This window comes from Limnohabitans curvus (assembly GCF_003063475.1).
Taxonomy (GTDB): domain Bacteria; phylum Pseudomonadota; class Gammaproteobacteria; order Burkholderiales; family Burkholderiaceae_C; genus Limnohabitans; species Limnohabitans curvus.
Genome location: NZ_NESP01000001.1, coordinates 691,492 through 712,689, shown reverse-complemented (window position 1 = coordinate 712,689; position 21,198 = coordinate 691,492). Strand labels below are relative to the sequence as shown.

Annotated in this window: 20 protein-coding genes and 1 tRNA gene; 8 read left to right on the top strand and 13 right to left on the bottom strand. The window is 55.5% G+C overall.

All coding sequences use genetic code 11. The annotated features are described in order from the left end of the window. Positions 1–12: 12 nt before the first annotated feature. Together B9Z44_RS03515 and B9Z44_RS03510 are read right to left on the bottom strand one after the other, a co-directional pair. The gene (locus tag B9Z44_RS03515) at positions 13–1,173 is read right to left on the bottom strand and encodes a PQQ-dependent sugar dehydrogenase (protein WP_425437196.1); all 1,161 of its coding nucleotides are present in this window, start codon (positions 1,171–1,173) and stop codon (positions 13–15) included. Between the two features lie 165 nt (positions 1,174–1,338). Then, a complete protein-coding gene (locus B9Z44_RS03510; RefSeq protein ID WP_170108468.1) occupies positions 1,339–3,495 on the bottom strand; it encodes a TonB-dependent receptor family protein in 2,157 nt (718 codons plus the stop codon). 95 nt (positions 3,496–3,590) lie between these two features. Here B9Z44_RS03510 and B9Z44_RS03505 point away from each other — a divergent pair, with 95 nt between their 5' ends. The 3 genes from B9Z44_RS03505 to B9Z44_RS03495 all read left to right on the top strand — a co-directional run bounded on the left by B9Z44_RS03505 (position 3,591) and on the right by B9Z44_RS03495 (position 6,992). Then, positions 3,591–5,804, top strand: a complete 2,214-nt coding sequence (locus B9Z44_RS03505) for a SulP family inorganic anion transporter (protein ID WP_108401717.1) — start codon at positions 3,591–3,593, stop codon at positions 5,802–5,804. Positions 5,805–5,882: 78 nt separating this feature from the next. Next, complete coding sequence (locus tag B9Z44_RS03500; RefSeq protein ID WP_108401716.1) at positions 5,883–6,218, top strand: c-type cytochrome; 336 nt, start codon at positions 5,883–5,885, stop codon at positions 6,216–6,218. 207 nt (positions 6,219–6,425) lie between these two features. Beyond that, positions 6,426–6,992, top strand: a complete 567-nt coding sequence (locus B9Z44_RS03495) for a Crp/Fnr family transcriptional regulator (protein WP_170108467.1) — start codon at positions 6,426–6,428, stop codon at positions 6,990–6,992. Between the two features lie 14 nt (positions 6,993–7,006). On the opposite strand, the gene B9Z44_RS03490 is transcribed toward B9Z44_RS03495, so the two are convergent. The 4 genes from B9Z44_RS03490 to B9Z44_RS03475 all read right to left on the bottom strand — a co-directional run bounded on the left by B9Z44_RS03490 (position 7,007) and on the right by B9Z44_RS03475 (position 9,380). Beyond that, a tRNA-Arg gene (locus tag B9Z44_RS03490) sits at positions 7,007–7,081 on the bottom strand. A gap of 22 nt (positions 7,082–7,103) precedes the next feature. Then, positions 7,104–8,288: a vWA domain-containing protein gene (locus B9Z44_RS03485; protein ID WP_108401714.1), complete on the bottom strand. Its 1,185-nt coding sequence runs from the start codon at positions 8,286–8,288 to the stop codon at positions 7,104–7,106. 9 nt (positions 8,289–8,297) lie between these two features. Continuing rightward, positions 8,298–8,513 (bottom strand): hypothetical protein, encoded by a 216-nt coding sequence (locus tag B9Z44_RS03480; RefSeq protein WP_108357978.1) that lies wholly within the window; start codon positions 8,511–8,513, stop codon positions 8,298–8,300. A gap of 12 nt (positions 8,514–8,525) precedes the next feature. After that, the gene (locus tag B9Z44_RS03475; RefSeq protein ID WP_108357977.1) at positions 8,526–9,380 is read right to left on the bottom strand and encodes an AAA family ATPase; all 855 of its coding nucleotides are present in this window, start codon (positions 9,378–9,380) and stop codon (positions 8,526–8,528) included. 56 nt (positions 9,381–9,436) lie between these two features. Between B9Z44_RS03475 and B9Z44_RS03470 the strand changes: the two genes are divergently transcribed. Beyond that, complete coding sequence (locus B9Z44_RS03470) at positions 9,437–10,099, top strand: c-type cytochrome (protein ID WP_108357976.1); 663 nt, start codon at positions 9,437–9,439, stop codon at positions 10,097–10,099. Between the two features lie 44 nt (positions 10,100–10,143). Here the strand turns inward: B9Z44_RS03470 and B9Z44_RS03465 are convergent, their stop codons facing one another. The 4 genes from B9Z44_RS03465 to B9Z44_RS03450 are packed head-to-tail and all read right to left on the bottom strand — an operon-like array spanning position 10,144 to position 15,286. Beyond that, positions 10,144–12,618 (bottom strand): Lon protease family protein, encoded by a 2,475-nt coding sequence (locus B9Z44_RS03465; protein ID WP_108357975.1) that lies wholly within the window; start codon positions 12,616–12,618, stop codon positions 10,144–10,146. Between the two features lie 51 nt (positions 12,619–12,669). Next, the gene (locus B9Z44_RS03460) at positions 12,670–13,842 is read right to left on the bottom strand and encodes a CaiB/BaiF CoA transferase family protein (protein ID WP_108357974.1); all 1,173 of its coding nucleotides are present in this window, start codon (positions 13,840–13,842) and stop codon (positions 12,670–12,672) included. 3 nt (positions 13,843–13,845) lie between these two features. Beyond that, positions 13,846–14,838, bottom strand: a complete 993-nt coding sequence (locus B9Z44_RS03455) for a Bug family tripartite tricarboxylate transporter substrate binding protein (RefSeq protein ID WP_170108466.1) — start codon at positions 14,836–14,838, stop codon at positions 13,846–13,848. A gap of 13 nt (positions 14,839–14,851) precedes the next feature. Continuing rightward, the gene (locus tag B9Z44_RS03450) at positions 14,852–15,286 is read right to left on the bottom strand and encodes a DUF1841 family protein (RefSeq protein ID WP_108357972.1); all 435 of its coding nucleotides are present in this window, start codon (positions 15,284–15,286) and stop codon (positions 14,852–14,854) included. Positions 15,287–15,379: 93 nt separating this feature from the next. Between B9Z44_RS03450 and B9Z44_RS03445 the strand changes: the two genes are divergently transcribed. Together B9Z44_RS03445 and B9Z44_RS03440 are read left to right on the top strand one after the other, a co-directional pair. Continuing rightward, the gene (locus tag B9Z44_RS03445; protein ID WP_108357971.1) at positions 15,380–16,108 is read left to right on the top strand and encodes a 3-oxoacid CoA-transferase subunit A; all 729 of its coding nucleotides are present in this window, start codon (positions 15,380–15,382) and stop codon (positions 16,106–16,108) included. A 2-nt stretch (positions 16,109–16,110) separates the two neighbouring features. Further along, the gene (locus B9Z44_RS03440; RefSeq protein WP_108357970.1) at positions 16,111–16,752 is read left to right on the top strand and encodes a 3-oxoacid CoA-transferase subunit B; all 642 of its coding nucleotides are present in this window, start codon (positions 16,111–16,113) and stop codon (positions 16,750–16,752) included. A gap of 13 nt (positions 16,753–16,765) precedes the next feature. Here B9Z44_RS03440 and B9Z44_RS03435 read toward each other — a convergent pair whose 3' ends face one another. The 3 genes from B9Z44_RS03435 to B9Z44_RS03425 all read right to left on the bottom strand — a co-directional run bounded on the left by B9Z44_RS03435 (position 16,766) and on the right by B9Z44_RS03425 (position 18,911). After that, the gene (locus B9Z44_RS03435; RefSeq protein WP_108357969.1) at positions 16,766–17,542 is read right to left on the bottom strand and encodes a ferredoxin--NADP reductase; all 777 of its coding nucleotides are present in this window, start codon (positions 17,540–17,542) and stop codon (positions 16,766–16,768) included. 136 nt (positions 17,543–17,678) lie between these two features. After that, complete coding sequence (gene trmL, locus B9Z44_RS03430) at positions 17,679–18,149, bottom strand: tRNA (uridine(34)/cytosine(34)/5-carboxymethylaminomethyluridine(34)-2'-O)-methyltransferase TrmL (RefSeq protein WP_108402791.1); 471 nt, start codon at positions 18,147–18,149, stop codon at positions 17,679–17,681. Between the two features lie 69 nt (positions 18,150–18,218). Beyond that, complete coding sequence (locus tag B9Z44_RS03425) at positions 18,219–18,911, bottom strand: ComF family protein (protein ID WP_108402790.1); 693 nt, start codon at positions 18,909–18,911, stop codon at positions 18,219–18,221. 76 nt (positions 18,912–18,987) lie between these two features. Here B9Z44_RS03425 and B9Z44_RS03420 point away from each other — a divergent pair, with 76 nt between their 5' ends. Continuing rightward, entirely contained in the window at positions 18,988–19,902 is a 915-nt protein-coding gene (locus B9Z44_RS03420) for a class I SAM-dependent methyltransferase (protein ID WP_108357968.1), read from the top strand. Positions 19,903–20,010: 108 nt separating this feature from the next. Further along, positions 20,011–21,177, top strand: coding sequence for a cytochrome c oxidase subunit II (gene coxB, locus B9Z44_RS03415; protein WP_108357967.1), 1,167 nt, complete (start codon positions 20,011–20,013; stop codon positions 21,175–21,177). Positions 21,178–21,198 lie beyond the last annotated feature (21 nt).

Sequence of the window (21,198 nt, the reverse complement as noted above, 5' to 3'; positions counted from 1 at the left end):
CATACCTAGACATTATTTGCTGTGCGAGATGCGGAAGATGGCACCCGCCACGTCGTCAGACACAAGCATCGAGCCGTCCTTCATCACATGGACGTCCGCAGGGCGACCCCAGAAATCGTCGCCTTGAATCCAACCGGACACAAAGACTTCTTTTTTGGTGACATTCCCTTTGGCATCCAGTGCGACACGCACCACATCAAAGCCTGTTTTCTTGGTGCGGTTCCAAGAGCCATGTTCAGCGATGAAGATGTTGTGGGTGTACTCAGCAGGGAACTGCTTGCCTGTGTAAAAGCGCATGCCCAAAGCTGCGACGTGCGGGCCAATCTTCAACACTGGCTTGTCGAACTCATCGCATGAGCGGCCTTTGCCGAAGTCGATGTCAAGCAAATCGCCTTGGTGGCAGAAGGGGTAGCCAAAATTCATGCCCTTGCGTGTGACGCGGTGCAAGGTGTCGTTGGGCAAATCATCATTGACCCAATCACGTGCATTGTTGGTAAACCAAAGTTCTTTGGTGACCGGATGAAAATCCATGCCGACGCTGTTGCGCACCCCGTGAGCCACAGTCTCCATGATGTTGGTCTTGAGGTTCAAGCGAACAATCACGGCGTGTGTCACAGGTTGGACGGTGATGTTGGCAGGCGTGCCGATTTGGAAATACAAGTAGTCGCCGTCTGGGCTGAGCTTCATGAACTTCCAGCCATGTGGCTCGTCTTTGGGCAGTGCATCAAACACAACCACGGGCGCAGGTGGGTTGTCCAAGTTGGCTTCGATGTTGTCGTAGCGAATGATGCGTGACAGCTCGGCCACATACAGCGAGCCATCTTTGAATGCCACACCGTTAGGACGGTGCAGACCTTTGGCAATCGTCTTGACTTCGCGTTTGCCATCTTTTTCAACCACGGCGTAAACGTTGCCTGGGAAACGTGTGCCCACAAACAAAGTGCCTTTGGGTGTTTGCACCATCGAGCGCGCGTTAGGCATGCCCGTGGCCCACAGCTCGACCTTGAAACCAGCGGGTACTTTGAGTTTGTCGGTTGGAATGTCGCTGGCGGGCAAGGCCGTCATGCCAGGTGGATGCGGCACGAGATTCAATGCTGCTTGTTCGGGGGTGCGGCCTTGCGCCCAGGTGGGTGGAATCGCTGATGCGGGAGGGGCGGTTGGCGCTTGCGCCATGGCCAAGCTGCCGAATGTCATGCCCAAGGTGAGGGCCGCATTTTGTAGGGTACGGGTAAAGTGTTGACGTTTCACAAATGTCTCCTTTGAAGGTGTTGGATTAAAAACGTATTTGCTGAATCTGTGAGTCACCAAGGCGATTAGGGTGAACCCGAGTGGCGTGTGTCAAAGTGGAATTTGGCTTTGCACACCGACGATCCACGCACGTGGCAAACCAGGTTCGAAATATTGTTTGGACGATTGATTCACGATGACAGAGCTGATGGCCTCTTTGTTTGTGAGGTTGTCCACACCCACAGACACCTCCACGCGTGCAGGGCCCACTTGGTAGCGTTGTCGTACGCGTGTATTGAGTTGCGCGTAACCGGGCGCTAGGGCGTAGTCGTTGGCTGTGGTTGAGTTGGTGTCGTTTGCCCACATGCTAGATCGGCTGATTAATTCGAGACTGGCTTCAAGTCCCAGTGATGGTTTTTGTCCTGCGGTAGAAAAACCTTTTTCAGACCATTGCAGCGATGTCAGCAGTTGACGCTTGGGGATGGCCGGCAGGCTGTTGCCTGCCGACACATTATTTGTCGTGCCATTCACAAAGTTGCTGAAACCTTGCGCATACGTGGCATTCATGAACGTGGCCGAAACGTGGCCGCGCCAATGGCTGTCGTATTGATGGCGCAACGCCAATTCAAACCCATCCCGTGAAGTTTGAGAGGCATTGGCGTAGGCTGTTTTGCCACCTGACGAACGCACCGTGACGATTTCATCGTCTGTTTTGATTTGAAACCAAGCCGCATCAACCCGCGTGTTCGACGAGGGTCGCCACTTGGTGCCCAACTCCAGATGTTTGCTGCGCGATGCTAAGAGGTTGGGGTTGAATTGACCTTTGATGGTGCTGGGGGTGAGCAGTGTGTAGGCTGCTTCTGACATCGTGGGTGTTTCAAAGCCTTTGCCTTGGTTGATGTAAATATTCAAATTGTCTTGTGCGTGCCAGGTGAGCCCAAGAACCGGGCTGGTCGCTGTGTAATTCACACTGCCGGATCCATTGTCTGGATGTGTTCCGGAAATAGGCACATCGTCACGGCTTTTGAGGGTGACGTGGCTTTGGCGCGCGCCCGTGGTCAACGTGTAGCGCTCCCCCAGTGACCAATTGGCTTGGGCATAGAAGTCTCGGTTGCTGGCCTCATTGAGTTCGTTGCGTGTGGTGTCTGTTTTTTCACCCACGGCAGCGTTGCCTGCTTGACGTTGTTCTTGCGCGTGGTCGATGTCGGTTCCAACCACCCAGTTCATACGTTGGCCATCAAAGACATGCGCCTTGCCGTTGACTTGTAGCCCCATGCCTTCAAATTGACGCGTCAGCCCTGTCCATGCGCCTGTCGGGTTCGTTGCTGTTGCCGCTTGGTATTGCAAGTTGGTTCGATTGCCGCCATAGACGCGAGTTTGAAATTTCAAATCTCTGTTCACCGCATGCTCCATCACAAGACCTGTTTGTTCTTGTTTGACGGCTTTGCGTGTGCGGGCGTCAATCGCGCCTGTGCCTGCTTGTGTCGGGTTGGTTGCAAGTTGGCTGGCTGTCAGGCCCAGCGCATCTTTGGCATAGGGCATGTCAAAGACGTTGATGATGAATTTAAAACGTGTGTCCGGTTGCACATCGACGGTGATCACGCTGTTAAGTTGCTGACGACGTGCGTCGCTGTTGGCACGGTAACCTTCGGTGGCGAAGGTGCTGTAGTCGGCGATGAGTCCCACCTGACCCGTGCGTTGGCTGATTTGCCAATCGGTGCGTGTCATGCCAAATGCACCAGCGTACATCTGCACCTGTGCTTCGGGCTTGTCGCCCGCTTCACGTGTGAACGTTTGAATCACGCCCCCCGATGCGTTGCCATACAGCTGCGCCAAAGGCCCCGTCAGCACTTCGACGCGATCTGTGGATGTCATGCTGACGGTCGAGGCCTGACCTTGTCCATCGGGCATCGATGCAGGAATGCCATCGGTGATGAGACGTATGCCACGCAAACCAAACGCTGCACGTGAGCCGAAGCCACGAATAGAAATCTGCACGTCTTGTGCATAGTTGTTGCGGTTGAGGGCCACCACACCAGGCACGCGATTGAGCACGTCTGACATATTTACTTGTGGGCCTGAACTGCGCAATGTGTCAGCATCTATGGCGTAGACCGATCCAGGGGTGTCGAATTGTTGCTGCACCAAACGGCCACTTTGCACCACGATGTCGGGCAGCGGCGTGGTGGGTGTTTGCGCGTGTAACAGCGGCGTTGCGGCACCGAGGACAAGTGGAAAGAAATGCGACCAAGCAATGTGTGATGACATGCTGGCCATGATGCGTGATGGGACTTGCGTGATTACCCTTAATCAGTCGTCTGAGTGACTAAAGTCGGGTTTGCATACAGTGATAACCTTGAGCAATGACTACTGCTCAATTACAACTATCGCGCGCCAATTTATCTGGTGACATCTGGGGTGGTTTTGCCGCCATGTTGGTGGCATTGCCGTCGGCCATTGCCTTTGGCGTGACCATCTTTTCGCCGCTGGGCGCAGACTTTGGCGCCAAAGGCGCGTTGGCTGGCATGTTGGGGGTGACGGCGTTGGGCCTGATCGCTGCGACGTTTGGCGGCACGCAGCGCCTGATTTCTGCGCCGTGCGCGCCCGCAGCTGCGGTGCTGTCCGCCCTCACCATCCAAATGACGCAACAAGGCTCAGGTGTGGGGGCTGTGGTGCTGACCTTGTTTTTGGTGGCTTTCATCAGCAGCTTGGTACAAATTTCGTTTGGCTTGCTGCGCATTGGCCAGCTCATCAAGTACATGCCGTTTCCCGTGGTGAGTGGCTATTTGAGTGGCGTGGGCCTGATCATCGTGATGAGCCAGTTGCCAAAGTGGATGGCGCTGCCTAAGGGCATGAACTGGTGGCAGGGCCTACACGCGATGGAACTTTGGCAAGCACCAAGCCTTATCGTCGGTGCAGCAACGGCGGCATTCATGTTGCTGGCGCCACGCATTTCCAAACGTGTGCCTGCGGTGATTGTGGGCTTGCTAGGCGGAATGCTCTCTTATTGGCTGTTGGCCTTTACTGCCTGGCCGGAGTTGCGCAACCTGCACGACAACCCGTTCATCATTGGTCCACTGTCGGTTGGCGGCGAGGGCTTCTTTGAATCGTTGCTCGATCCCTTCCGCAGCTTGAGTGAATCTGGCATGCCTAACTGGACGCACATTGCGTTTCCTGCCATCACTTTGGCGGTGTTGCTGTCGATCGACACCCTCAAGACCTGCGTGGTGTTGGATGCCATGACAGGTTCACGCCACGACTCGAACAAAGAACTGATTGGTCAAGGCTTGGGCAACTTGGCATCTTCTTTGATTGGTGGCGCGCCCGGTGCTGGCACCATGGGCGCGACTTTGGTGAACAAGGCCAGTGGTGGCACCACGTATTTGTCGGGTGTGTTCCAAGGTGTGTGGTCCTTGTTGGCTATTTTGTTGCTGACCTCGCTCATCGCATGGGTGCCTGTGCCGGCCTTGGCTGCATTGCTGATCGTCATCGGTTTCAAAATGATTGATTGGCATTCTCTGCAGCTACTCAAGTCCAAAGACACGATGATTGATTTTGCGGTCATTTTGATCGTCGTCATTGTGGCCAATACGGTCAGCTTGATTGCCGCATCGGGCGTGGGTGTGGCCATGGCCATCATGCTGTTTTTGCGTGAGCAAATTCACACCTCTACCATCCGTCGCAAGTCGTTTGGTGACAAAGTGTTTTCTTCGCGTGTGCGTGGCCAGCGTGAGCGTGACGTGCTCACAGAGACAGGTCGCCACACCGTGATTTTTGAACTGCAAGGCAGCTTGTTCTTTGGCACCACCGATCAGTTGTACACCGCCATTGAGCCCGAGTTGAGCGATGCCAAGTTTGTGGTGCTGGACTTCATGCGCGTGCAGTCGATGGACATGACTGCAGGCCACATGATTGAGCGCATTCGCAACATGTTGGCCGAGCGCCATGCCAAGCTGGTGCTGACCCGCGTGCCTGAGCGCTTGCCCAGCGGGCGAGATTTGCGCTCGTACGTGGATCACATTGGTTTGTTGTCCGACAGCACGGCCAAAATTTTTGACGAATTCGACGAGGCGCTGGAATGGATTGAGGACGAAACCTTGTCACTGGCAGGCCATGCACATGTCTCACACGAAGGCATTCCCTTGGGCAAGTTTGAAATATTTCATGGTTTGAACGCACAAGAAATTGCAGCACTCGAGCGTTGTGCCCAGCATCATGTGTATCAGGCGGGGGATCTGGTGTTTGGCGCTGACTCGACGGGCCACGAACTCATGCTCATTAGCCGCGGCGAGGTGAAGGTGAGCTTGCCCTTGGCTAACGGCAAGACGATTCACCTCACCACGTTTAGCCGTGGGCAGTTCTTTGGCGAAATGTCTTTTTTAGATGGCCGCGCACACTCGGCAGACGTGTATGCCACGCGTGAAACCGAATTGATTGCGATTGATCGAAAAGCCTTTGCCACTGTGGCGGCAGGTGACCCTGTGATGAGCATCAGCGTCATGCGCTCGGTGGCTCTGGCCATCGCTGACCGCTTGCGTCATGCCAATGCTGAGCTGCGGGAGATGCGGCAGGCCTAATGTGATGTGTCACACACTGTTTCTTGCGTCGCGCTGGTAGCGTCGAGATGGCATTTCGCCATTCAAGGAGCACGAAACATGGACAGAGTTGAAAAGATTTTGCTGATCCTCATGCTGGGCATGAGCACATCCTCATTTGCGGATGTCAATCTGGTCAAAGACAAGCAATGCATGCAGTGTCACGATGTCACGGCTGAGCGCATCGGCCCTTCATTTCAGCGCATTGCCAAGCGTTGGAAAGGTAACCCAGTGGCTGAGCAGCTGCTGATGTCGACGATTCAACAAGGTACCCAAGACGGTGGTGGGCAGCACTGGAGTTCAAAGGCAAATATGCCTAATTCCCAGGAGCGGCCCTTGGTCAGCAATGACGAGGCGAAAAAAATTGTCAAATGGATCATGGGCCTTTCAGTGTGATGTTTTCTTTCATCAGTTTTGTATGCGTTAGGTCATGTAAAGTCATCATCACAATAGGTAAGCTTTTGCTTATTAATAAGTTTTTGACCTTGAAGAATGACACCTCGTTTCAATACATTACTAGCAGAATTGCCAGCGTCTGAGTATGAAAAATTAGCCCCCCACATGGAGCTGGTTTCCCTTGTAAAAGGTGAGACGATTTTTAAAATGGGAGACATACCAACCCATGTGTATTACCCCGTTGGTGCGATTGTGTCGATGATGATTGACATGGCTGATGGCTACAGCGTGGAGACCTACATGTTGGGTAAGTCCAGCACCGTGGGAGCTTTGAATGCGCCAAGCTTTTATCGCGCTTATGTCAGAAGTTCAGGCTTGGCCTATCGCCTACCTATGAGTATCTTGCAGCGAGAGTATTTGTTTTGCCCTGTCTACATGCGGGTTGCCATGACTGCCATGCGCCGTATGCTGATGCAACTTTCACAATCGATTGCCTGCGGCAAACACCACAGTCTGGAGCAGCAGTTGATTCGTTGGATGCTCATCACGCTGGACCGCATCTCGACATCCAAAATTGCCATCACACACAAAGAGCTGTCCGGCATTTTGGGGTTCCGACGCGAGGCAATGACGTTGTCGTTGAAACGACTGACAGGTTTGGGCTACATCGAATCGCGGCGAGGTGAGATTGAGGTCATCAACCGCAAAGGCTTAGAAGCGCTCTCGTGTGACTGCTATTGGATCGGTCAAGAGAAGAAGCGCCCTGTGGGGTAATAGCTGAGTTGGGATGGTGCCTCCAACAGGAATCGAACCTGTATCTACACCTTAGGAGGGAGTCGTTCTATCCATTGAACTATGGCGGCAGCCGGTGTGTATTTTACGGTGTCACTTGCTCAGCATTCGCATGGCTTCTTCCAAGCCTTTGAGTGTGAGCGGGTACATGCGGTTGCTGACGATTTGTTGAATGATGGCAATGCTTTGGCGGTATTCCCACACGCCTTGGGGTTCGGGATTGATCCAGGCAAACTTGGGAAATGCGTGCAAGAGACGTTGTAGCCACTCGGCACCGGCTTCTTCGTTGTTGTATTCCACGCTGCCACCGGGCTGCACAATTTCATGCGGGCTCATGGTGGCGTCGCCAATGAAGATGAGCTTGTAGTCTTTGTTGTACTTACGAATGATGTCCCAGGTTTCAAACTTCTCGGCATAGCGGCGTTTGTTGTTGCGCCACATGAAGTCGTACACGCAGTTGTGGAAGTAATAAAACTCCAGGTGTTTGAACTCGGCTTTGGCTGCGCTGAACAGTTCTTCGACGCGGGCAATGTGGTCGTCCATGGTGCCGCCCACATCCATGAGCAACAACACCTTCACATTGTTGTGGCGCTCGGGGCGCATCAAGATATCCAAGAAACCGGCGTTAGCTGCAGTCTTGTGAATGGTGCCGTCGAGGTCGAGTTCTTCGACCGATCCTTCTCGTGCAAAGCGGCGCAAGCGACGCAAGGCCACTTTGATGTTGCGTGTGCCCAGCTCTTGGGTGTCGTCGTAGTCGCGGTAGGCGCGTTGGTCCCACACCTTGACGGCACTTCGGTTGCCGCCCTTGCCACCGATGCGAATGCCTTGTGGGTTGTAGCCACCATTGCCAAAGGGCGATGTGCCACCCGTGCCAATCCATTTGTTGCCACCTTCGTGACGTTCTTTTTGTTCTTCGAGGCGTTTCTTCAAGGTCTCCATCAACTCGTCCCAGCCCATTTTTTCAATGGCAGCTTTTTGCTCAGGCGTGAGTTCTTTTTGAAGAATTTTTTCTAACCAATCCAACGGCACTTCTTGGGTGAAGTCGGTCAGCAGCTCCACGCCTTTGAAGTAGGCACCGAACGCGCGGTCGAACTTGTCGTAGTGCTTTTCGTCTTTGACGAGGATGAGGCGGCTCAACACATAAAAGTCATCCATGCTGCAGGCATCGCTGCCGGGGCCCACCACTTGGGCTTGCAGCGCCTCAAGCAGGGTGAGGTACTCCTTCACCGAAACCGGCAGCTTGGCGGCGCGCAGGGTGTAGAAGAAGTCGATCAGCATGGTTGTTTTTTACTCAGCGTCTGGTTTGGGTGCGCGAATACGGCGTGCGGCCTGCAAGCCCATGCCGCCGCCAATGCCCACCAGTAAGATCGCAATGATGCTGCCTGTGCCGTAGCCTTCAGCAAACAAATTCAAACCAAACGCCACGCCCAAGCCATAGCCAAGCAGGGCGCCTACGACGAAACCAATGGCGTCGGTCAGGCCTTCGATGAGGGATGCAAACATGGTTGTCTCTTTTTAACGGTTGCGGCTTTGCATGAACACGAGTTTTTCAAACAAGGTCGTGTCTTGTTCATTTTTCAACAGGGCGCCCACGAGTGGCGGGATGGACACTTTGTCGTCTGCGGTTTGCAGGGCTTCAAGTGGGATGTCTTCGGCTACCAACAACTTGAGCCAATCAATCAGCTCACTGGTCGATGGCTTTTTCTTCAAGCCAGGTAAGTTGCGAATGTCAAAGAAGGTTTTCATCGCCACGCTTAGCAAGTCTTGCTTGATGGTGGGGAAGTGCACCTGCACGATGTGGCGCATGGTGTCGGCATCCGGGAACTTGATGTAGTGGAAGAAGCAGCGACGCAAGAACGCGTCGGGCAGCTCTTTCTCGTTGTTCGAGGTGATGAACACCAAAGGGCGGGTTTTCGCTTTGATGAGCTGGCGCGTCTCGTAGCAATAAAACTCCATGCGGTCGAGTTCGCGTAACAGGTCGTTGGGAAACTCGATGTCAGCTTTGTCGATCTCGTCAATCAACAAAGCCACCGGTTGCTCGGAGGTGAACGCCTGCCACAACACACCTTTGAGGATGTAGTTGTTGATGTCTTTGACGCGTGCTGCACTTTCGGGATCCGCCATTTGGCTGTCACGTAGACGACTCACTGCGTCGTATTCGTACAGGCCTTGCTGGGCCTTGGTCGTGGATTTGATGTGCCATTGCAACAGGGGTAAACCCAGGGCTTGGGACACCTCTTCTGCAAGCATAGTCTTGCCTGTGCCTGGTTCTCCCTTGACCAGCAAGGGCCGCTTGAGCGCGATGGCTGCGTTGACCGCGAGCATCAAGTCTTGGGTTGCAACGTAGGTGTCAGTGCCTTTGAATTTCATGGGTAGTTCCGTCTATTATTTGGGTTACATCAACCTCTAGGGATTGTGGTTTGCATATGAAAAAGATTGTCTCGATCGCGTTTGCTCTGACTGTATCTGCCGTGTCTTCACTGGCATTTGCGCAAGACATCAAAGGTGATGCTAACGCAGGTGAAAAGAAAATTGCCATGTGCATCGGCTGCCACGGCATCGTCGGTTACCAGGCCAGTTTTCCCGAAGTTTATAAGGTTCCCAAAATTTCTGGCCAAAACGAAAAATACATCACCACTGTTTTGAACGCCTACAAAAAAGGCGAGCGCAAACACCCCACCATGCGCGGCATTGCCGACAGCTTGAGTGACCAAGACATGGCCGATATCTCGGCTTATTACGCCAACCATGGCAAGGTCGAAGGTGCATCGCTGCCTGACAAAGCCAAAGAGCCCAACGCCAAAGTGGCCGCTTTGCTGACCAAAGGTGCATGTGCCTCATGCCATGGCGAAAATTTTGCCAAACCGATTGATCCCAGCTATCCCAAGATCGCTGGCCAAAATGCCGACTACTTGTTTGTGGCTTTGAAGTCTTACAAGGTGGAAGGTGCCGCCACGTGGGGCCGCAGCAACGGTGTGATGGGTGGTGTGGCCAAGCAGTTCAGCAATGCTGAGCTGAAAGAGCTGGCCAACTACATGGCCGCACAGCAGGGCGATTTGAAAACCGTGCCGCAAAGCAAGTTCCGCTAAGTCAACGGTTTGCCCAAACAAAAGCCCCACACTGTGGGGCTTTTTTATTTACCGTCGGATTGGTTTTGAAATTTGTGACTCATGTGTCGTATGTTTTGTGTGGGCTCTTTGTGGCAGGCGCGTCGGTAGGCTTGCAAAGTTTTATCGGCCAGGGCGAGGATGCTTTGCGCTTCATAGCTTCCCCCTTTGAGCTCTTTGCCAAAAGCAGCACCCATCAAAAGCTCAGCCCCTTCACTGGCATGTTCTGCGGTGTAAATGTGAAATTGGCCTTGAGCCACGGCATCGACCACTTCTTGGCTGAGCATCAAGTGGTGGCGGTTGCGACGTGGAATCAACGCGCCTTGCGTGCCATCCAAACCTTGCGTTTTGCAGGTGCGAAAGAAGCCTTCGATTTTTTCGTTCACGCCACCCACGGGCAAGATTTCCCCGTTTTGATTGACCGCGCCGGTGACTGCGATGTTTTGTCTAAGAGGCAAGCCTGAGAGTGAGGACAGCAGGACGTACAGCTCGGCGCACGAGGCAGAGTCACCCTCGACGCCGCTGTACTCTTGCTCGAACACCACCGAGGCGTTGAGCGCCAAAGGTGCGATGTGCGAAAACAGAGCCGACAAATAGCTGTGCAAGATGAGCACGCCCTTGTCGTGAATCGGGCCTGACAGCTTCACCTCGCGTTCGATGTTGACCAAACCTTCGTTGCCCGCATAGGTGCGTGCCGTGACGCGCACGGGAAAGCCAAATGAATGGTCACCCAGCTCGATGACGGTGAGGCCATTGAGCTGGCCCACTTTTTCGCCTTGCAAAGAAATGAGCCGTTCGCCATCGGTGATGGACTCTTGCAAGCGTTGCTCGATGTACCCGTTTCTGAAGTCGCGTGCGGCGATGGCCGCATCGACATCGGCGGCTTGCACTTTGTCTGCGCCGCGTTGGCGTGCGTGGTTGGCGCTTTCAATGATGAGTGATTCGGTGTGCGAGAACAACGCGCTTTGGCGTGTTTGGTCATCCACCTCGCGGTGTGTGCATTCAATCAAGCGGGCCACCGCATCGGCATTGAAGTGTGGCAAGCCTAAGCGTTGGCAGCTGTGCGCCACAAAGACGGCGGAGGCACGGTGTGTGTCTGCGCTGGCAGGAAAGCTCTCAGCAAACTCCACTTTGCACATGAAGCGGCGGAAGAATTCGGGCGCGCCTTCTTGCAGCACGTAGTATTCCTCGACGGTGCCAATCAACACCATCTTCACGTCAATCTGCACCGCCTCGGGCTCTAGCGCCACGGCGGCAATGGGCGAGAGGTGCAAGCCCGATTCTTCAATTTGCAAACGACCACTGCGCAAAAACCGCGAGAGCTTTTCCCACACCAGCGCATCGGTGAGCAGGTCGCGCACATGCAGCATCAAAAAACCGCCATGGGCTTTGAGCAAGCTGCCCGCACGGATGCGCGAGAAGTCGGTCATCAACACATCGTCTTCGGTTTGGTATTCCACGCTGCCAAACAAGGTGCGAAACACGGGGTTGTCTTCCACCAACACGGGCGCGCCTTGTGTGTCGTGGTTGTCCACGGCTACGTTCACGCGGTAGCGCAGCAGCAGGGTGTCGAGGGCTTCGAGACGTGTTTCTTCTTCGTTTTCATCGTCGTCATGCGGCTCAAACAGTTCAATGTGTTCCAACACGTCGGCCATCACCTTGTGAAAATAATGCGTGAGCTTCGTGTTGTCTTGGCTTTGTTTGGTCAAGGCCTCTTGAATGCGTCCTAATTCTTGGGTCAACATGGGTTTGATGGTTTGGCGACGCAGGGCTGCCAAGCCTTCGTTTTTCACACGGTCAATGGGGCGTGTTTTGTCGAGAAAATTGGCAATCTCGGCGCGCAGCTCTAACTCGGCTTGGTCGATGGCTGTGCGGCGTTCTTTGGGCAGTGCCAATGCTTCGGCTTCGGTGAGGGGCATGCCTTTGTCATCGCGCAAGGTGAACACCAAATGCCCGCCTTCGCGAAACAGTGAGAAGCTGCGCGCCTCTGCAAATGCATCGAGCACGGCATAGGCGCGGTCTTCTTCTTGTTTGTACGTTTTCTCGATGTGTTCGCTTTCGACCTTGAAGTCTTGCGCGCTCAATCGCTTGGGGATTTCTGTGAGCAGCATCTTGGTGAGCTGCGCCATGTGCAGGCGCAGCTTGCGGCCTTCACCAGCAGGCATGTGCAAGGCGTGAGGATGCTCGGGTGTGTCAAAGTTGTGCAAGTAGCACAGGTCGGGTGGTACAGGCCGTTTGGCGGCCACGCTGCGCATCATCTGTTGAAGCAGGGTGGAACGGCCACTGCCGATTTCGCCCAACACAAACAGGTTGTAGTTGGTTTGCTCCATTTCCAAGCCAAAGCGCGCTGCTGTTTCAGCACGTTGTTGGCCAATCCACGGCAGGGCTTGTGTCACCAATTCAGAGGTGTTGCCAAAGCCCAGCTCTGTGGGGTGAATGGTCAGCCGCAAGTCTGCGGCTGGCACTGTGGCGGCGCTGAGTGGCTGGGTGGTGGTGTGCATGTGCTGTTCCAATTGCTGCGACGGTAGGCGCAACAGTTGTAGCACAGACCGTTAAGTTGTGAGGCTGTTCAGCACTTCTTCTGTGTGTTCACCCAAACGCGGCGCAGGGCGCCACACCCCTGTGGGTGTGTCACTCATGCGCACAGGCGGACGCAACTGACGCAGCATGCCCTCAAACGGATGCGGTACGTCTAGCCACGCCTGTGTGGCGGCCAGGTGCGGGTCGGTCAGCAGATCATCCAGTTTCATCATGGGCATGACGGGAATGTCGTGCGTGGTGAAGTCTTTCATCCACTCGGCGCTGGTGCGGGCGCGCATGTGTTCGCCCACAAAGGCGTAGAGCGCGTCGATGTGCTTGAGGCGTTCGACGTGGGTGCTGAAGCGGGCATCGGTTTGAAATAAATCAGGCTGACCCACGAGTTTTAAAAACGCTTGCCAATGTGCGTCGTTGTACATAAGCGCACAGATGTAGCCATCTTGCGTTTGATACGGTTTGCGGTTGGCCGACAGCATGCGCGTGTAGCCCATGGGGGCGATGGGCGGTTGCCATGTTTCGCCACTCAAATGCTCGCCCAGCACAAACTGCAGCAAACATTCAAACATGGGCACTTCCACGTGTTGTCCTAAACCCGTGCGGTAGCGCGCGATGACGGCCGCCAACACGGCATGCACCATGTTGAGCCCAGTCACGCGATCGGCAAAGGTGGCGGGCACATAGCGTGGCTCGGGGCTGCCGCTTTGTGTCATTAACCAAGGGATGCAGGCTGCGCCCTGAATTAGATCGTCATACGCGGGCCAGTCCGAGTAGGGGCCGCCTTCGCTGTAGCCATACGCACCGCACACCACCAAACGTGGGTTGATCGCGTGCAGGGTGTCAAACGACAAGCCCAACCGCGCCATGGATGCCGGGCGAATGTTGTAGGTCAACACATCAGCGGTTTTGCACAAGGCCAGCAACTGCTCGCGTTGCTCGGGCTGTCGCAAATCAAGGACCACCGAGCGTTTGTTGCGGTTGGCGTTGATGAAGATGTGGCCCATGCCTGGGTGCTTCATCGGGCCCGCGTGGCGCATGATGTCGCCACTGGGGGGTTCGATCTTGATGACGTCTGCGCCGTAGTCGCCCAAAATTTGCGTGGCGTAGGGGCCCAGCACCACGCCCGTCAGGTCGATCACGCGCAGGCCCGCGAGGGCGCCTTGCAGGTTGGCGTTCTCAGTGAGGCTCATGGCTTATTCAGGTGTGATGCCCGCTGACTTGACCCAGCCACCCCACTTTTTAATTTCACTGTCAATGGTTTTGGCGAGGGTGGCCGAATCTTCCACGTCGAGGTCAATGCCGACGCCTTGGATTTTTTCGCGCACTTCGGGTTTGGCCAACACCGCCATCAAAGTGGCTGTGGCTTTCTTTTGCACGTCAGCGGGCATGCCGGCTGGGGCCATCAAGCCGAACCAAGCGCTCACGTTGTAGTCTTTGACGGTGTCGCCAATCGGGGGCACGTTGGGGGCTTTGCCCGCACGTTTCTTGGTGGTGACGCCAAGCCCGCGCATGCGGCCGCCGTTCATTTGTGACACCGCGTTGCCAGTGTCTGCAAAAGCGAATTGGATTTGACCGCCCAACAAATCAGTCAGCGCAGGTGGGATGCTTTTGTAAGGCACGCCCACGGTTTGCAAGCCAGCCAGCTCGGTGAGCATGGCCGCTGAAACCAACGAGCCTGAGGAGCCGTGACCGTAGGCCAGTTTTCCGGGGTGGGCTTTGGCGTAGCTCACAAACTCTTTCATGTCTTTGGCAGGAAAGTCGTTGTTGACCATCAAGATAAAACCGACTTCACCAATTTTTCCGATGGGTGTGAAGTCTTTCACGGGGTCATAAGGCAGCTTGCGGTACAGATGCACGTTGGCCGCTTGCGTGGTGCTGGTGGTGACCAAGAAAGTGTAGCCATCGGCAGGTGCCGCTTTGACCGCTTCAGCGCCCAAGATGCCATTGGCGCCGGCTTTGTTTTCGATGGTGATGGGCTGGCCCCAAGCGTCGCTCATGGCTTGCGCAATGATGCGGCCCACGTTGTCAGTGGCGCTGCCTGCGCTGAAGGGCACAACAAATTTGATGGCCTTGTTGGGGTAGCTTTGTGCGTGCGTCGCAGGCGCGACCAGGCTGCCTAATGCGAAGACCGCAAAGCTGGCACACAGGGTGCGGCGAAGTGGTGAGGTGAATTTGCTGTGTTGCATGGTGTGTCTCCTGTTAGTTTTTTGTAGCGCGGCGTTGCACGGCATCAATATACGCGTGGCCATCGGGGGGGCGACCGCTGCGTTGGCTTTCCCAAATCATCTGGCCCAACGCATCCATGGTTTCATGGTGGGCCTCGTGTAGTGAATCGCGTTTGGCGGTGAGCAGCTCAACCGCCTGTCGGATGCCACGGGGTTGATCAATCGAGCATTGCTCACTCACCGACAGGTGCATGGACAAGTGTAAGAAGGGGTTGGTTTGGCCGTCTTTGACTTCGTACATGCGCTCAAGCGCAGCATCGACATCGGTGAAGTCGGCGTGGTATTCGGGGTGCTCGGCCACCCATTGGCTGGCAAGCGTTTCGAGCGCGTCCATGGGTTGGGCATTGCGCCACTTGGCATAGACCGAACAGAAAAAGCGCCGTACGTCGGCTTGGCTGGGTTCAAACATAGGCGTAATTGTCACCCAGGTGTCGGGCGTTTGCGGCCAGAAAATTCCAGTCGTTACAGTTCGCTATTCATACGTGACACAAAGAGGCAGGCCATGATCAATAAAGTAGCCGATTCCATGGCGCAAGCGCTGCAGGGCTTGACCGATGGCATGACGGTGATGGTGGGCGGTTTTGGCACCGCAGGTATTCCAAGCGAGCTGTTGGATGGCTTGATTGAAGTGATTCATGACCGCCAGGTTCGTGGGCTCACCGTGGTCAATAACAACGCGGGCAATGGCGATACGGGTTTGGCGGCGTTGCTCAAAACGGGCTGTGTTCGCAAAATCATTTGCAGCTTTCCGCGTCAAGCAGATAGCCACGTGTTCGATGGCTTGTACCGTGCGGGCAAGCTGGAGCTTGAGTTGGTGCCCCAAGGCAATTTGTCTGAGCGCATTCGCGCAGCGGGCGCTGGCATTGGTGCATTTTTTACACCCACAGGTTACGGCACAGACCTCGCCAAATACCCTGACGGTTCGCCCAAAGAAACCCGGGAGATCCATGGCCGCATGTATGTGCTGGAGTATCCAATTCATGCCGACTTGGCCTTGATCAAAGCCGAAAAGGGCGACCGTTGGGGCAACCTGACTTACCGTAAATCAGCGCGTAATTTTGGGCCCGTGATGGCGGCTGCCGCCAAGCGCACCGTGGCTTCTGTGCATGAGGTGGTGGACTTGGGTGCCTTAGACCCCGAGAGCATTGTGACCCCCGGTATCTATGTCAGCCACGTGGTTCAAGTGCCTCGTCAGGCGACCCAAGGTGCTGGATTTAAGAAGGTGGCTTGATCATGACCTACACCCGTCGCACCAAAGACCAAATGGCAGCCCGCGTGGCGCAAGATATGCCTGATGGCGCGTATGTCAACCTAGGTATTGGCATGCCGACCTTGGTGGCCAACCACTTGCCGCAAGGACTGGAAATTATTTTGCACAGCGAAAACGGTATTTTGGGCATGGGCCCAGCGCCAGCCCAAGTGGATGAAGACTTTGACCTGATCAATGCGGGTAAGCAGCCAGTGACCTTGTTGCCCGGTGGTGCCTATTTCCATCACAACGACAGCTTTGCCATGATGCGTGGCGGTCACTTAGACATTTGCGTCTTGGGCGCATTTCAGGTGAGCGAGCGCGGTGATTTGGCCAACTGGCACACCGGCGAAGCCGATGCCATTCCTGCCGTGGGCGGCGCGATGGATTTGGCTATTGGCGCCAAACAGACCTGGGTGATGATGGATTTGCTCACCAAACAAGGTCAGAGCAAAGTGGTGCGCGATTGCACTTACCCGTTGACTGGCTTGGCGTGCGTGAGCCGCATTTACACCGATTTGGCGACCTTAGAAGTCACTGACCAAGGCTTGCGACTGGTCGACGTGGTGGATGGTTTGTCTCACGCCGATCTCGAAAACTTGGTAGGCCTGAAGATTCAGACCTAAGTGAGCCCTGGGCTTACTGCTCAACAAACGCGCGTTCCACCACAAAGTCGCCAGGGGTGGTGGTGGAGCCTTCTTTGAAGCCACGCTCTTCCAGCAACGTGCGCATGTCTTTGTTCAAGCCGGGGCTGCCGCAAATCATGATGCGGTCGTTGGCGGGGTCGATGTTGGGCAAGCCCAAATCTTGGGTGAGCTTATTTGACGTGAGCAAGTCGGTCACGCGGCCTTGGTTTTTGTAGGGCTCGCGGGTGACGGTGGGGTAGTACAGCATTTGGCTGCTGACCATCTCGCCCAAGAACTCGTGCTTGGGCAGCTCTTCGGTCAGGTAGTCGTGGTACGCCAGCTCTTTCACTTCACGCACGCCGTGGACCAAGATGACTTTTTCGAAACGCTCATACGTCTCAGGGTCACGCACGATGCTGAGAAACGGGGCCAAGCCCGTGCCGGTGCCGATGAGGTACAGGTTTTTGGCGGGCAACAAGTAGTCGCATAGCAAGGTGCCTGTGGGCTTTTTGCCGACCACGATTTTGTCGCCCACTTTGATGTGTTGTAGCTTGGAGGTGAGGGGGCCGTCCTGCACCTTGATGCTCAAGAACTCCAAGTGCTCTTCGTAGTTGGCGCTGACGATGCTGTAGGCGCGCAGAAGCGGTTTGCCGTTTTCGCCGCGCAAGCCAATCATGGTGAAGTGACCGTTGGAGAAACGCAGCGAGGTGTCGCGTGTGGTGGTGAAGCTGAACAGGCGGTCGGTCCAGTGGTGGACGGACAAAACTTCTTCGTCTAGGAATGCACTCATGACAGTAATAAATCGATATAAATCAAGCCCTCTAGTGTAGGCGAGGGCTTAAAACCTAGGGCTATATGGTGCTTCCCAGAACGCTATAAGCCTTGACTTGCATCAACGGGGCTTTGAGGCTGTTGACGTTTGCTATTTACGCCTTGCCCGCAAAGCCGTTTTGTCGCCAAGCCTCATAGGTGATGACGGCCACTGAGTTCGACAGGTTCAAGCTGCGCTGGTCGGCGCGCATGGGTAGGCGCAGGCGCTGCGCGAGCGGGAAGCTTTCGCGGATGTCCACAGGCAAGCCACTGGTCTCAGAGCCAAACACAAACCAATCGCCGGGCTGAAACGCCATGTCATGCGCGGTGCTGGAGCCTTTGGTGGTCATGGCAAACATGCGGGCGGGGTCAGGTTTGGCATCGTTCAAAAATGTGGCCCAGTCGGCATGGCGCAGCACGGGCGCGTACTCGTGATAGTCCAAGCCCGCGCGGCGCATGTGCTTGTCTTCCATCGAGAAGCCCAAGGGCTCGACCAAATGTAAGGTGCAACCGGTGTTGGCCGCCAAGCGGATGATGTTGCCCGTGTTGGGCGGAATTTCGGGGTGGACGAGGACGATGTGAAACATCAGCACATTGTCCCGCATGAGAGAGGGGGCTCACGCTGTGCGGTGCGAGCAGCTGTCGACAGCTTTGCATCAATGATGCGCTTCTCGTTCTTCGGTACGTGCCAGCACCAATCCTGTGATGTGCGCTGCTCCTGCTACCCGCAACGCCCGCGCTGCTTCGTGCATCGACGCTCCCGTGGTCATCACATCGTCCACCAACACCACGCGATGACCGCGCACGGTAGATACGTGTTCGGGTGCAACCCAAAACGCATCCCTCACATGCTCTAGCCGCTCATGACGTGAGGCGCCTACTTGGTGGGCGCTGTCGCCACGTCGCAGCAAGGTGTGAGCGTTAGTTTTGTGCGGGGCCAAGTGACGAGCCAGCTCTAGCGCTTGGTTAAAGCCGCGTTCGCGCAGACGTGAGGGGGCCAGGGGCATGGGCATCACCAGCGTGGCGGCGTCGAGTGCGGGTTCGACCCACGGGGCATGGCGCATGAGGTGGGCCAAGGCGCGTGCGAGGCTGGGGTCGGCTTGAAATTTGAAGCGGGCAATGCAGTCCGCCCATGGGAAGGCGTAGCTCACGGCGGCCACACAAGCGTCTAAGGGGCTGGGGTGCTCTGCGCAATTGCGGCAGATGCTCTTGTGGCTGAGCGTGAGGGCGCACGTGGGACAGCGCTGCGTGGGCTGCGCAAAGCGCTCGATGCATGGCACACACAAAGGTTGGCTGGGCCAGCGGTGGCAAATGTGGCAAAGGCTGGGTAAGCGCAACATGCCCCGCATTGGAAAGACATTGCGCGGGTTTGGGTTGAAGCGCAGCGCAATGTTTGTGAAGGGCGGGGTGTCGATAATAGGGGCCATGTCTGAACCGTCTCCCTCTGATACGCCTCCCTCGCTCGATCCTGCGGCCTGTGCCCGTTGGGCCGCATGGCCGCATGCCGCATCGCCTTGGCTGAACGAGGAAATTGGCCGACGCATGGAAGACCGTTTGCAGTGGATTCGTTTGCAACCCACATCGTGGGTGGATTGGGCGCCCTTGAGCGGTGGTTTAGAAACACACGCCAAGCTGCGTGCGCGTTACCCGCAGGCGCATTGCCAAGTGATAGAGATCAGCGCCCAGCGTGAGCAGTTGGCACGTCAGGCGCTGCAAGCGCCTTGGTGGCGGCGCTGGCTGAAGCCGGATGCTTTGACATTTGGCGCACCTGCCGCAGGCAGTGCCGACATGTTGTGGGCCAATATGGCGTTGCACACCAGCGACGATCCGCAAGCTTTGTTGCAAAAATGGCACCAACTGTTGGCGGTGGATGGCTTTTTGATGTTTTCGTGTCTCGGACCGGACACCCTGCGCGAGTTGGCCGACGTGTACCAAGGCAAGGGTTGGCCACCTGCGTGTCATGCGTTTACCGACATGCACGATTGGGGTGACATGCTGGTGCAAGCCGGTTTTGCAGAGCCCGTGATGGATATGGAACGCATCACGTTGACCTATGCCAATACCGAGAGCTTGTTGGCTGAGTTTCGTGCGCTAGGCCGCAACCTGCATCGGAATCGCTTTGCCGGCTTGCGTGGCAAGCAGTGGTTGGCGCAGCTCAAAACCGCATTGCTCTTGTTGGCAAAACCGGCGCAAGACGGGCGCATCACGCTGACGGTGGAAGTGATTTATGGCCACGCTTTGAAGCCCTTGCCGCGCCTCAAAGTTCAACAGCACAGTTCGGTGTCTTTGCAAGACATGCGAACCCTACTAGGGCAATCCCCTAGTGGTCGCTCTGTATGATTTTCTTTGTAAGCTTGTAGCGCAAATCATGCTTAAACACTTTGAGTTAAATCAGTGTTTGAGGGGTTTGTAGTCCTGAAGACAAAAAACATTGAGGCAATCAAAGTGATGAAGAACAATCTTTTCCAAAAGTTGACTTCAGGTGTGTTGTTCCTCGCCGCCTGGGCGAGCACAGCCGCTTGGGCGGTGAACGATTTGCCGGGCGGCCCTGCCGTTCGACAACTGAACCTCCAACCTGGCGCGACCAAAATTGCTCAAGAGCAGGGCTGGCTGCATTGGTTCATGCTCATCATCTGTACCGTCATTTTTGTGGCGGTGTTCGGTGTGATGTTCTATTCCATCTGGAAGCACCGCAAATCGGTGGGCCACAAGTCGGCCAGCTTCCACGAATCGGTCAAGGTAGAAATTGCATGGACCGTCATTCCTTTCATCATCGTGATCCTGATGGCCTTGCCTGCAACCAAAGCAGTGGTGGCTCAGAAAGACACGTCGAACGCCGACCTCACCATCAAAGCCACGGGCTACCAGTGGAAGTGGGGCTATGACTACCTCAAGGGCCAGGGTGAGGGCATTGCTTTTATCTCGACGCTCGACAACGCGCATCGCGAAATGTCAAACAATGGCGCCAAGGGCGTGGACATCGATAACTACTTGTTGAAAGTGGACAACCCATTGGTGGTCCCTGTTAACAAAAAAGTGCGCATCATCACCACAGCCAATGACGTGATTCACGCCTTTGCTGTGCCGTCCCTCGGCGTCAAGCAAGACGCGATTCCCGGCTTTGTGCGTGACACCTGGTTCCGTGCTGAAGCGGTGGGCGATTACTACGGCCAATGCCAAGAGTTGTGCGGCAAAGAACACGCGTACATGCCAATTCATGTGAAGGTGCTCAGTGCCGCTGACTACAGCGCTTGGGTGGCCACGGAGCAAAAGAAGATGGCTGCTAAGCAAGACGATCCTTCTAAGGTTTGGAATTTGGCCGATTTGTCCAAGCGTGGTGAGAAGGTGTATGCCGCTAACTGTGCCGCTTGCCACCAACCCAACGGCAAGGGCGCTGGCCCCATCAAACCACTCGACGGCGCTGCCGTGGTGTTGGATGCTGACAAGAACAAGCAGATCAAAGTGCTGTTGAACGGTCAAAACAATTTGACGATGCCTTCGTGGAAACAGCTCAGCGATACCGACATTGCGGCTGTCATCACTTACACAAAAAACAATTGGTCGAACAAGACCGGCCAGCTGGTTCAGCCCGCCGATGTCAAGGCCGCCCGTTAAAACTAGCGTTTAGAAGGAACA